Annotated in this window: 10 protein-coding genes, 5 tRNA genes and 1 pseudogene; 10 read left to right on the top strand and 6 right to left on the bottom strand. The window is 58.8% G+C overall.

Annotation, left to right across the window (positions count from 1 at the left end; all coding sequences use genetic code 11):
* The first annotated feature begins 3 nt into the window (after window positions 1-3).
* Window positions 4-306, top strand: coding sequence for a Dabb family protein (locus tag AC07O1_RS19405; RefSeq protein WP_495013198.1), 303 nt, complete (start codon window positions 4-6; stop codon window positions 304-306).
* Between the two features lie 14 nt (window positions 307-320).
* Here the strand turns inward: AC07O1_RS19405 and AC07O1_RS19400 are convergent.
* Window positions 321-519 (bottom strand): annotated as a pseudogene (locus AC07O1_RS19400) (winged helix-turn-helix domain-containing protein); the annotation flags it as partial.
* A 63-nt stretch (window positions 520-582) separates the two neighbouring features.
* Window positions 583-658 (bottom strand) — tRNA-Asn (locus tag AC07O1_RS19395).
* Window positions 659-910: 252 nt separating this feature from the next.
* On the opposite strand from AC07O1_RS19395, the gene AC07O1_RS19390 reads away from it, so the two are divergent.
* Window positions 911-1,144: a hypothetical protein gene (locus AC07O1_RS19390; protein ID WP_495089790.1), complete on the top strand. Its 234-nt coding sequence runs from the start codon at window positions 911-913 to the stop codon at window positions 1,142-1,144.
* Window positions 1,145-1,150: 6 nt separating this feature from the next.
* On the opposite strand, the gene AC07O1_RS19385 is transcribed toward AC07O1_RS19390, so the two are convergent.
* A complete protein-coding gene (locus AC07O1_RS19385) occupies window positions 1,151-1,354 on the bottom strand; it encodes a hypothetical protein (RefSeq protein ID WP_123425711.1) in 204 nt (67 codons plus the stop codon).
* 128 nt (window positions 1,355-1,482) lie between these two features.
* Entirely contained in the window at window positions 1,483-2,679 is a 1,197-nt protein-coding gene (locus tag AC07O1_RS19380) for an amino acid aminotransferase (RefSeq protein WP_495089789.1), read from the bottom strand.
* Between the two features lie 335 nt (window positions 2,680-3,014).
* On the opposite strand from AC07O1_RS19380, the gene uvrB reads away from it, so the two are divergent.
* Window positions 3,015-5,030, top strand: coding sequence for an excinuclease ABC subunit UvrB (gene uvrB, locus AC07O1_RS19375; RefSeq protein WP_495089788.1), 2,016 nt, complete (start codon window positions 3,015-3,017; stop codon window positions 5,028-5,030).
* 127 nt (window positions 5,031-5,157) lie between these two features.
* Here uvrB and AC07O1_RS19370 read toward each other — a convergent pair whose 3' ends face one another.
* Window positions 5,158-6,708, bottom strand: coding sequence for an MDR family MFS transporter (locus AC07O1_RS19370; RefSeq protein ID WP_495089787.1), 1,551 nt, complete (start codon window positions 6,706-6,708; stop codon window positions 5,158-5,160).
* On the bottom strand, window positions 6,698-7,753 hold the full coding sequence (locus AC07O1_RS19365) for an HlyD family secretion protein (protein WP_495089786.1): 1,056 nt from the start codon (window positions 7,751-7,753) through the stop codon (window positions 6,698-6,700). The genes AC07O1_RS19370 and AC07O1_RS19365 overlap by 11 nt, the downstream gene beginning before the upstream one ends.
* Before the next feature lie 233 nt (window positions 7,754-7,986).
* Here AC07O1_RS19365 and gltX point away from each other — a divergent pair, with 233 nt between their 5' ends.
* From gltX to AC07O1_RS19330, 7 genes are all read left to right on the top strand, one after another.
* Window positions 7,987-9,468, top strand: coding sequence for a glutamate--tRNA ligase (gene gltX, locus AC07O1_RS19360; RefSeq protein WP_494994083.1), 1,482 nt, complete (start codon window positions 7,987-7,989; stop codon window positions 9,466-9,468).
* 299 nt (window positions 9,469-9,767) lie between these two features.
* A tRNA-Ala gene (locus AC07O1_RS19355) sits at window positions 9,768-9,843 on the top strand.
* Between the two features lie 78 nt (window positions 9,844-9,921).
* Window positions 9,922-9,997 (top strand) — tRNA-Glu (locus AC07O1_RS19350).
* Window positions 9,998-10,050: 53 nt separating this feature from the next.
* A tRNA-Ala gene (locus AC07O1_RS19345) sits at window positions 10,051-10,126 on the top strand.
* Window positions 10,127-10,204: 78 nt separating this feature from the next.
* Window positions 10,205-10,280: transfer RNA gene (locus AC07O1_RS19340), tRNA-Glu, on the top strand.
* Window positions 10,281-10,489: 209 nt separating this feature from the next.
* Entirely contained in the window at window positions 10,490-11,029 is a 540-nt protein-coding gene (locus AC07O1_RS19335; RefSeq protein WP_494994676.1) for a TetR/AcrR family transcriptional regulator, read from the top strand.
* A 29-nt stretch (window positions 11,030-11,058) separates the two neighbouring features.
* The gene (locus tag AC07O1_RS19330) at window positions 11,059-11,892 is read left to right on the top strand and encodes an alpha/beta fold hydrolase (RefSeq protein ID WP_494994677.1); all 834 of its coding nucleotides are present in this window, start codon (window positions 11,059-11,061) and stop codon (window positions 11,890-11,892) included.
* Window positions 11,893-11,925 lie beyond the last annotated feature (33 nt).

The raw sequence follows: 11,925 nt of genomic DNA, 5'->3' as shown, positions 1-11,925 counted from the left end.
GCGATGATCAAACACATTGTGATGTGGAACCTGGAGGGTGAAACGCCTGAACAGCACAGGCAAGCTTGCCTGTTCCTCAAGGAACGTTTTGAAGGGCTCGCCGGACTGATACCTGGACTTCTGAAGATTGAGGTCGGCGTGGATTTGAGTCGAATCGACTATGCCTGCGACGTGGTGCTCTACAGCGAGTTTGATTCGCAGGAAGCTCTGGATGCCTATGCCTCCCACCCTGAGCATTTGCGGGTGAGGGGCGAGTTGGGGAATTCTCGCATCGCGCGGCATCAGGTCGACTACGTGTGCACGTAAGTCACGATGACGCATTAGTCGTCGGCGAGCTGAAACCGATAACCCACGCCATACAACGACTCGATTGGGGTTCTCCCCCAGGCAGGCCTGTTCGAGCTTGCGCCGCAGATTACGGATATGGCTGTCGACCGTGCGGTCGCTTGACCTCCTGGCGCTTGCGGCGCGCATCGGCGAGGCCAACGATGAGGTAGTTGCCGAAAACGAAAAAACCCGCCAAAAGAAGGCGGGTTTTTCGGGAGTTTCAGAGATTTTTGAAGCCTTCTCTGGAACCTAGTATGGCTCCACGACCTGGACTCGAACCAGGGACCCAGTGATTAACAGTCACTTGCTCTACCAACTGAGCTATCGCGGAATGCGCCGTATGTTACTGATTAAAAAGGACAAGTCAAGCCTGGATTGCTCAAGTGAAACATTTTCCGTTGGGCGGTGATGATTCCGGGGCGAGAAGGGTGTTGTCAGCCATTGGCGGTTACCAGAATCGTGGCAGGGGTCTACCATGGCCCCCCGGAAGTGGTTTCACGCGCTACCGGCCCTCAGCCGAAAAGGTACGTGTCATGACTCACTCATCACAGTTCACTGCTTCCCTGCTGCGCGAGGTGTTCGTATGAGCATCGCTCAGATCAGCCTGCCCAAAGGCGTCGGGCCGCATGCCGAGAAGCTCTTTGATGCGATCACTCAGGCGAGCACCGCTGATGAACTGAACCGTGCTGGCGGCAAGGCCGAAGGGTTTGTGCTGGGGCTGGAAAGCACCAAGGCGATCAAAAGCCAGGTCGCCGAATCGCTGTATGTGGCCTTTGACGACGCCGCCAGTCAGCGTTCGACCGAACTGGCGGGCTGATCGACCTTATCCGCCGAAGGTAAAGGTGCCGAGCATGAACTTGGCGTACAGCGAGGTGGCAGCCAGTTGCACCAGCCACAGGGCCAGGCCACCGAGAAACACGCCCAAGGCAACCTGCCACACCAGTCCGCTGCTGCGTTTGGTCTGGTTGCGCGGCACGAAGTGATCCAGGTCTTCATCGCGGTCAGCGCGTAAATCATCGTTTTTCATAAGATATCTCGAATAGGCAGGGCGCTAGACCATCAGTCTAGAGTGCATGTGCGCCACGCTGTTGATTTTCTGGGCAGCAACGAAAAGGGGAAGCCAAACGGCTTCCCCTTTTCTGTCGCGCGTGTGGCTTAGATCACCTGAACGATGGCCTTGGTCACCACATCGATATTGCTCTGGTTCAGCGCGGCGACGCAGATGCGGCCGGTGTCCAGTGCATAGATGCCGAACTCGGTGCGCAGGCGGGTAACCTGCTCAACGGTCAGGCCGGAGTAAGAGAACATGCCACACTGACGACCGACGAAGCTGAAGTCGCGGTCAGGCGCGTTTTTCGCCAGCAGATCGACCATCTGCGTGCGCATGCCGCGAATGCGCAGACGCATCTCGGCCAGTTCCTGTTCCCACTGGGCGCGCAGCTCAGGGCTGTTCAGTACGGCGGCAACAATGGCTGCACCGTGGGTCGGCGGGTTGGAGTAGTTGGTGCGGATCACGCGTTTGACTTGCGACAGTACGCGCGCGCTTTCTTCTTTCGATTCGCTGACGATCGACAGCGCGCCAACACGCTCGCCGTACAGCGAGAACGACTTGGAGAACGAGCTGGAAACGAAGAAGTTCAGGCCCGACTCGGCGAACAGGCGCACAGCAGCGGCGTCTTCGTCGATGCCGTCGCCAAAGCCCTGGTAGGCCATGTCGAGGAACGGTACGAGGTTTTTCGCCTTGACCACGTCCAGAACGTTTTTCCAGTCAGCCGGGCTCAAGTCGACGCCAGTCGGGTTGTGGCAGCAAGCGTGCAGCACAACGATCGAGCCGGCTGGCAGGGCGTTCAGGTCTTCCAGCAGGCCAGTGCGGTTTACGTCGTGAGTCGCGGCGTCGTAGTAGCGATAGTTCTGAACCGGGAAACCGGCGGTTTCGAACAGCGCGCGGTGGTTTTCCCAGCTTGGGTCGCTGATGGCGACGACGGCGTTGGGCAGCAGTTGCTTGAGGAAGTCAGCACCGATTTTCAGCGCGCCGGTACCGCCGACGGACTGGGTGGTGACGACCCGGCCAGCCGCGAGCAGTGGCGAGTCTTTACCGAACAGCAGCTTTTGCACGGCCTGGTCGTAGGCGGCAATGCCGTCGATCGGCAGGTAGCCACGGGAAGCATGTTCAGCGGCGCGAATCGTCTCGGCTTCGACAACGGCTCGCAGGAGTGGAATTCGCCCCTCCTCGTTGCAGTAAACACCAACCCCCAGGTTGACCTTGTCAGTGCGGGTGTCGGCGTTGAATGCTTCGTTGAGGCCCAGGATTGGATCGCGTGGTGCCATTTCGACAGCGGAGAACAGGCTCATTATTACGGCGGCTCTGAATGGAGTGTGGAGGGACGTGTAGCGCTCCAGCCGAATGCACTAGAGCGGTGCACAAACGGGGAGCTAGTATAGAGGCCATCACCGATCGCTGCGACAGGCGATTGGGCTTTTAAGGCAAGTTTTTCGGTTTATTTCTCGACCGTTAGTCAAATTGCAACATCAAGGGGGTTGTGGGGATGTAGGGCGTTTGCCTTGAAACCTGTGGCATTTGGCTCCACATCGAGCACAATCCAGTTTTTTCCCGGCGACATTGGTCGTTTGCGGTCTTTCTCGTTGCTGTCCGGCATTGCCGTGCAGGCCTTCACCAGAGGTACGTTATGTCTGATTTCCAGCTAGTCACCCGCTTTGAGCCCGCTGGCGATCAGCCGGAAGCCATTCGCCTGATGGTAGAAGGTATCGAGGCCGGGCTGGCGCACCAGACGCTGCTCGGTGTGACCGGCTCGGGCAAGACGTTCAGCATTGCCAACGTGATCGCTCAGATCAACCGCCCGACCCTGGTGCTGGCGCCGAACAAGACCCTGGCGGCGCAGCTGTATGGGGAATTCAAGGCGTTTTTCCCGAACAACGCGGTGGAGTACTTCGTTTCCTACTACGACTACTACCAGCCTGAAGCCTACGTACCGTCTTCCGACACCTTTATCGAGAAAGACGCTTCGATCAACGATCACATCGAGCAGATGCGGTTGTCCGCGACCAAGGCCTTGCTGGAGCGCAAGGACGCGATCATTGTCACCACGGTTTCGTGCATCTACGGCTTGGGCAGTCCGGAAACCTATTTGAAGATGGTGCTGCACGTGGATCGCGGCGACAAGCTCGATCAGCGTGCCTTGTTGCGCCGGCTCGCCGACTTGCAATACACCCGCAATGACATGGACTTTGCCCGTGCGACCTTTCGCGTACGCGGCGATGTGATTGATATCCACCCGGCGGAATCTGATTTTGAAGCGATCCGCATCGAACTCTTCGATGATGAAGTGGAGAAGATTTCCGCCTTCGATCCGCTGACCGGCGAAGTGATCCGCAAACTGCCGCGTTTCACCTTCTATCCGAAAAGCCACTACGTGACGCCACGGGAAACCCTGCTGGATGCCATCGAAGGGATCAAGGTCGAGCTTCAGGAGCGCCTGGAATATCTGCGCTCCAATAACAAGCTGGTGGAAGCGCAGCGTCTGGAGCAGCGCACCCGTTTTGACCTGGAGATGATTCTCGAGCTGGGTTACTGCAACGGCATCGAAAACTACTCACGCTACCTGTCGGGCCGTGAATCGGGTGAGGCGCCTCCAACCTTGTTCGACTATCTGCCAGCCGATGCCTTGCTGGTGATCGACGAATCCCACGTCAGCGTGCCGCAGGTCGGCGCGATGTACAAAGGCGACCGTTCGCGCAAGGAAACCCTGGTGGAATACGGTTTCCGTCTTCCATCGGCGCTGGACAACCGGCCAATGCGTTTTGACGAATGGGAAAGCATCAGCCCGCAGACGATTTTCGTATCGGCAACACCGGGTAACTATGAGGCCGAGCACGCCGGTCGCGTGATCGAGCAGGTGGTGCGGCCGACCGGTCTGGTGGATCCGCAGATCGAGATTCGTCCGGCGCTGACTCAAGTCGATGATTTGCTCTCGGAAATCAACAAGCGTGTGGCACTGGAAGAGCGAGTGCTGGTGACCACACTGACCAAACGTATGTCCGAAGATCTCACTGATTATCTGGCCGACCATGGCGTGCGAGTGCGTTACCTGCACTCGGACATCGATACGGTAGAACGGGTCGAAATCATTCGCGATTTGCGCCTGGGGACGTTTGATGTGCTGGTGGGGATCAACCTGCTGCGTGAAGGTCTGGACATGCCCGAGGTGTCACTGGTGGCGATTCTCGATGCGGACAAGGAGGGCTTCCTGCGTTCCGAACGCTCACTGATTCAGACCATTGGTCGTGCGGCACGTAACCTCAATGGGCGGGCGATTCTCTACGCTGACCGGATCACCGGTTCGATGGAGCGGGCGATTGGCGAGACCGAGCGCCGTCGCGAGAAGCAAATTGCCTTCAACCTGGCCAATGGCATTACCCCCAAAGGCGTGTTCAAGGACGTTGCCGACATCATGGAAGGCGCTACCGTGCCAGGTTCGCGCAGCAAAAAGCGCAAAGGCATGGCCAAAGCTGCCGAGGAAAGCGCCAGGTACGAAAACGAACTGCGCTCGCCGAGCGAAATCTCCAAGCGTATTCGCCAGCTCGAAGAGAAGATGTACCAGTTGGCGCGAGACCTTGAGTTTGAAGCCGCTGCGCAAATGCGCGACGAGATCGCCAAACTGCGCGAGCGGTTGTTGGTGGTTTGATGATCGACGTTGATCGTTCCCACGCTCTGCGTGGGAATGCATCCAGTGACGCTGCGCGTCACATCCAGAGCGGACGCGGAGCGTCCGGGGTGGCATCCCCGGCGTGGGAACGATCACTAACTCGGTGTCAGTGCGCTTCCCCAGTCTTGATCCCCGCCGGCAATGCCTTGGTCAGCAGAATCGCCAGCATGCTGATCCCCAATGCAATCCCGACAAAATGAAAGGCATCGTTGTAGGCCATGATCGACGCCTGTTGATGGGCGATCTCGCTGAGTTTGCCTAGCGCTGCGGTCTCATTACCGAGTTTTTCGGTCAGTACCGCCATACGCTCGGCGACCTGCGGGTTGCTCGGGACGATGGACTCTCGCAAATAGTCGAAGTAGGTCTTGGTTCGGGCGTCGAGCAGTGTGGCGAGGAGGGCGATCCCGATCGCACCACCGAGGTTGCGCAGGATGTTGAACAGGCTCGAAGCAGACCCTGCATCCTGCGGCAGGATGTAGGCAGTGGCGATCAACGAGATGGTTACCATGATCAGCGGCTGGCCCATGGCGCGGACGAGCTGGATCTGATTGAACTGCGGTCCGGCAAAGTCCGGGTTGAGTGCGCCCGACAAGAAACTCGCCAGCCCGAATAGTCCGAATCCCAAAGTGCACAGCAATTTGGGCGGGATGAACTTCATCAGCTTGGGCACCAGCGGGATCAGAAACAGCTGCGGCACGCCCATCCACATGATCACTTCGCCGATCTGCAAGGCGTTGTAGCTCTGGATCTGAGCCAGATACAGCGGCAACAGATAAATCGATCCGTACAGCCCGACACCCATCCCCAGGCTGGAAATGCTCGACAGACCGAAGTTGCGGTTACGCAGGATGCCAAGATTGATCAGCGGGGCAGGCTTGGAGATCTGCACGATCACAAAGGTGATCAGGCTCAACAGCGCGATGCTGCCCAGGGTGACGATCAGATTCGATTCCAGCCAGTTTTTGCGATGGCCTTCTTCAAGAAAAACCTGCAAACAGCCCAGGCCGATGCCGAGTGTGAGAATGCCGGTGTAGTCGGTGCTTTTCAGCAGTTCCCAGTGGGCTTCCTTTTTCTCCAGGCCATAGAGCAACCCGGCGATCATGATCAGACCGGGCGGGACGTTGATGTAGAAGATGTATTGCCAGCCCCAGTTTTCGGTGAGCCAGCCGCCGATGGTCGGGCCGATGGATGGAGCGAAGGTTGCAGTCATGGCGAACATGGCCATGCCTTTGGCGCGGTGGTGTTCGGGGAGCTTGATCAGCGTCAGAGTGAACGCCAGCGGAATCAGCGCGCCGCCGGTGAAGCCTTGTAAGGCACGAAAGACGATCATGCTCTCCAGGCTCCAGGCGATGGAGCACAGCAATGAGGCTGCCAGAAAGCCCAGCGAGACCCATACCGCCAGTCGTCGTGCGGACAGCAGCTGCACCAGCCAGGCGGTGAGGGGGATCATGATGATCTCCGCCACCAGGTACGAGGTGGAAATCCACGAGCCTTCTTCGAGAGTGGCCGACAGCGCGCCCTGAATATCCTTGAGCGAGGAGTTGGTGATCTGGATGTCGAGCACCGCCATAAAGGCACCGAGCATCGCGCTCATCACCGCAATCCAGTCGCGCCGGGTCGGTTCACCGACCGGACGGATCAGTTGATCACCGGCCATTTTCTGCGCCAGCGTCGGCTTTGATGTTGACTTTGACGGTGACCGACATGCCCGGGCGAATTTTGCCGCGCAGCGGATTATCAGCGGCGAAGGTCAATTTGACCGGGATGCGCTGAACCACCTTGGTGAAGTTGCCAGTGGCGTTGTCCGGCGGCAGCAGACTGAACTGCGCGCCAGAGGCGGCGAACAGGCTGTCGACTCGGGCCTCGATCGGTGTGTCGCCATAAGCATCGAAAGTCAGCTCGGCTTTTTGCCCGGGCTTCATGTGGCCGATCTGGGTTTCCTTGAAGTTGGCCTGAATCCAGATGTCCTGATCCGGCACGATCGACAGCAAGTAGGCACCGGCCTGCACATATTGGCCGTTGCGGGCGGCGCGCTGGCCGATCAGGCCGCTGATCGGTGCATGGATTTCGCTGCGGGCCAGGTTCAGCTCGGCCTGAGCCAGGTCGGTTTTGGCGTTGGCGATCTGCGCGTCGAGGCGTTTGATCTCGGCGCTGAGGGCGTTGACCTGCTGGCGCTGGGCTTGCAAGTCAGCCTGGGCCTTGGCCACTTGCGAACGGGCGATATGGTTGTCGGCGGAGAGGGTGGTGACCCGTTCTTCCGAGACATAACCCGGTTTACGCAGGGTCTGCGCGCGGGACAGGTCGATCTGTGAGCGTCCGAGGCTGGCCTGGCTGGACGCAACCTGTGCCTGGCTGGCGGCGATCAGGCTCGCCTGTTGGGTCAGCTTGCTCTGGGCTTGCAGGCGTTCCGCCTCGCGGGTGGCCAGCGTGGCGTTGGCGCGGTCGACGGCGAGATGGAAGTCAGCGTCTTCGAGTCTGATCAGAAGTTCGCCTTTTTCCACGTGCTGGTTGTCGCGCACCAGCACTTCGTCGATGCGTGCGCCCAGTTGGCTGGACACGCGAGTGATTTCGCCCTGGACATAGGCGTTATCGGTGCTTTCATAAAATCGTCCCTTGAAGAACCACTGGGCGAAGAGGCTCAGTGCGATCAGCAGGACGATCGACAGAAAGGTAAGCAGGCGACGCTTGAGTGGGGCAGGCATGGGCAGACTGTAGTCGATAGGTGTAAGGAAATTTAACAGGGGGGGCGAATCTGGCATATAGCCAGCGGGGGGTAAATGCCGGTTGCTGATAATCGGCCATTCAGCTGCTTTAGAGCGGTTTGTAGCCTCAACCTTGGCTTAAATGCCCTGCTCACTGGAGCCGGGTCGGTGTCGCCTGTTACCATTCGCCCCTTGTTTCATCTCCGCTTTTTATATTCTTTCCGAGACATGCCATGACCACCGTCCGCACTCGCATCGCGCCATCGCCAACCGGGGATCCCCACGTCGGCACCGCCTACATCGCTTTGTTCAACTACTGCTTTGCCAAGCAGCATGGCGGTGAGTTCATCCTGCGGATCGAAGACACCGATCAATTGCGTTCGACCCGAGAGTCCGAACAGCAGATCTTCGATGCCTTGCGCTGGCTGGGCATCGACTGGAGCGAAGGTCCGGATGTCGGCGGCCCGCACGGCCCGTATCGCCAGAGCGAGCGCGGTGATATCTACCAGAAGTACTGTCAGCAGCTGGTCGACCTGGGCCATGCCTTCCCGTGCTTCTGCACCAGCGACGAACTGGACCAGATGCGCGCCGAGCAAATGGCCCGCGGAGAAACTCCACGCTATGACGGCCGTGCGCTGTTGCTCTCCAAAGAAGAAGTCGCCTCCCGCCTGGCCGCTGGCGAGCCCCACGTGATCCGCATGAAGGTGCCGACAGAAGGCGTCTGCGTGGTACCGGACATGCTCCGTGGCGACGTCGAGATCCCATGGGATCGCATGGACATGCAAGTGCTGATGAAGACCGACGGCTTGCCGACCTACTTCCTTGCCAACGTGGTCGACGATCACCTGATGGGCATCACCCACGTCCTGCGCGGCGAAGAGTGGCTGCCCTCGGCGCCGAAACTGATCCTGCTTTACGAATACTTCGGCTGGGAGCAACCGCAGTTGTGCTACATGCCGCTACTGCGTAACCCGGACAAGAGCAAACTGTCCAAGCGCAAGAACCCGACCTCGGTGACCTTCTACGAGCGCATGGGCTTCATGCCGGAAGCGATGCTCAACTACCTGGGTCGTATGGGCTGGTCGATGCCGGACGAGCGCGAGAAGTTCTCACTGCAGGAAATGGTCGACAACTTCGACCTGTCGCGGGTTTCCCTGGGCGGGCCGATCTTTGACATCGAGAAGCTGTCCTGGCTCAACGGCCAGTGGCTGCGTGATCTGCCGGTGGCAGAGTTCGCCAGTCGCGTGCAGACCTGGGCGCTGAATCCTGAATACATGATGAAGATCGCACCGCACGTGCAGGGTCGGGTCGAGACCTTCAGCCAGATTGCGCCGTTGGCCGGGTTCTTCTTTGCTGGTGGCGTGACGCCGGATGCCAGGCTGTTCGAGTCCAAGAAGCTCTCGGGCGACCAGGTGCGTCAGCTGATGCAACTGATCCTGTGGAAGCTGGAAAGCCTGCGTCAGTGGGAGAAGGACAGCATCACCGCGACCATTCAGGCGGTGGTCGAGTCCCTGGAGCTGAAGCTGCGTGACGCCATGCCGCTGATGTTCGCTGCCATCACTGGCCAGGCCAGCTCGGTGTCGGTGCTCGATGCGATGGAAATCCTCGGTCCGGACCTGACGCGTTTCCGCCTGCGCCAGGCCATCGACTTGCTCGGTGGTGTGTCGAAGAAGGAAAACAAGGAGTGGGAAAAACTCCTGGGCGCTATCGCCTGAGACGGCTGAGTCGGCACGTTCCCTCTATAAGCAGCTGCCGAAGGCTGCGTTGGGCTGCGAAGCGGCCCTTAAATGGCCTCGACTCAATTTGCTGATAAAGGGCAGGACGCCCGATTCAGGAGCACTTCATGGTCCAACGCAGCCTGCGGCAGCTGCTGCAAGAGTGGATGCCCTACCCGGATTCTCTAGGGGAGGGCGGTAAGTGATTGTTATGCCGACAAAAAATATTGAAAATTGTTGAAAAAGAATTTGACAGCTTCCCAATACGCCCTTAAGATTCGCCCCGTCCTCACCGACGAGGGGCTATAGCTCAGCTGGGAGAGCGCTTGCATGGCATGCAAGAGGTCAACGGTTCGATCCCGTTTAGCTCCACCAATTTTACAGTTCAAGGTCTGGCCACACCGGCCTTGAATCGATCAGACTCAGCCTGATCAGTTGTATAGAAGGGTTTGCGTCCCCTTCGTCTAGTGGCCTAGGACACCGCCCTTTCACGGCGGTAACAGGGGTTCGAGTCCCCTAGGGGACGCCATTTTTACAGAAGCGGTGTTGAAAAATGCTGCTCCGCCGCGAGGCGAAAAATCCGGGGCTATAGCTCAGCTGGGAGAGCGCTTGCATGGCATGCAAGAGGTCGACGGTTCGATCCCGTCTAGCTCCACCAATTTTACAGTTCAAGGTCTGGCCACACCGGCCTTGAATCGATCAGACTCAGCCTGATCAGTTGTATAGAAGGTTTTGCGTCCCCTTCGTCTAGTGGCCTAGGACACCGCCCTTTCACGGCGGTAACAGGGGTTCGAGTCCCCTAGGGGACGCCACGATTACCCGCTCTGCGGGATTTATAGGGTCATTCAATTATTGAATGGCCCTTTTGTTTGTCTGGCATTCGCCAATTCTCTTATTCCTCAACTCTCTGTCTTCAGCTTTCTGTTCTCAAAGAATGGCTCTTCTGACCAACGGTCACATCAACGACTTGCGAAAATTTATTATGAGAATAATATTTTAATCGTAATATTCGGAGGCAACGATGAACGATAAAAAAGCTCAAACCCGCGAACGTATCTTGAAGGCCGCAAGCGCAGCGCTGATTCAGCGTGGTCCGGCCGAGCCGAGCGTGGGGGAGGTGATGGGTGCCGCCGGGCTTACGGTGGGTGGCTTCTATGCGCACTTTGAAAGCAAGGATGCGCTGATGCTGGAGGCGTTCAGGCAACTGCTCGCTCAGCGCCGTGGCTTGATCGCGCAAATGGATACCGAGTTGACCGGTGAAGAGCGTCGCGCCTTGGTCGCCGCGTTCTACCTGTCACGCAAGCACCGTGATTCTACCGAACAGGCTTGCCCGATCCCGGCTTCAGTCGGGGAGTTGGGGCGCCTGCCGGACGACTTTCGTCAGGCGCTGAATGAACACCTGGAGTTGATGGTGGCGCAATTGGCGGCCAGTCCGGAAGACACCGACAAGGCTTTGGCCGATATCGCCCTGATGGTTGGTGGTCTGGCTCTGGCTCGTGCCCTGGGTGCCGGAGAGTTATCTGATCGACTGCTACGTGCCGCCAAGTCGGCGGTGCTGTGACCTGAAGCGAAAGCCTGAGGAGATGAGCGATGAGCACTTTAAGCTGGGTTCGTGGCGTTAATGGCACCCTGGGCTGGTTTGCACCGCAGCTGATTGCCCGCAAGATGCGGCTGGCGTTCATGACGCCGCGTGAACTGCCGCCGCGCGATTGGGAGTTGCCGCTGCTGGCGAAGTCCGAGCGAATCACCTTGCGATTCGGGCTTTCGGCGTTGCGCTGGGGCCAGGGTCCAACGGTGTTGTTGATGCATGGTTGGGAAGGACGGCCGACGCAGTTCGCCAGCCTGATCACCGCGCTGGTCGACGCCGGTTACACGGTGGTCGCGCTGGACGGCCCGGCCCACGGTCGATCTCCTGGTCGTGAGGCGAATGTCGTGTTGTTCGCCCGCGCCATGCTTGAGGCTGCCGCCGAATTGCCACCGCTGCAAGCGGTCATCGGTCACTCCATGGGCGGTGCCAGCGCCATGCTGGCGGTCCAGTTGGGTTTGCGTACTGAAACCCTGGTCAGCATCGCCGCTCCAGCCCGCATATTGGGTGTGTTGCGCGGTTTTGCCCGGTATGTACGCCTGCCGCCTGCGGCGCGTTCGGCATTTATCCGGCAAGTTGAGCAGGAAGTCGGCATGCAGGCGTCTTTGCTCGATGTGGCGCACTATCAATTGGATATGCCAGGGCTGATCGTGCACGCCGAGGATGACTGCTTTGTTCCGGTCAAAGAATCGGAGCTGATTCACGAGGCCTGGTTCGACAGCCGTTTGCTGCGGCTGCAAGAGGGCGGCCATCAGCGTGTACTGGCTGACCCGCGTTTGATCGACGGTGTGCTGGCCCTGCTCGCCGGTCGCAGTCTGCAATCGCGCCAAACCGCCTGAGCATCCGTTACACTGCCCCCGAATTCATCTGAC

This window comes from Pseudomonas sp. GW821-FHT07G10 (assembly GCF_059418545.1).
Note: the sequence above shows the minus strand (reverse complement) of the source record. Positions and strands in the feature narration are given on the sequence as shown.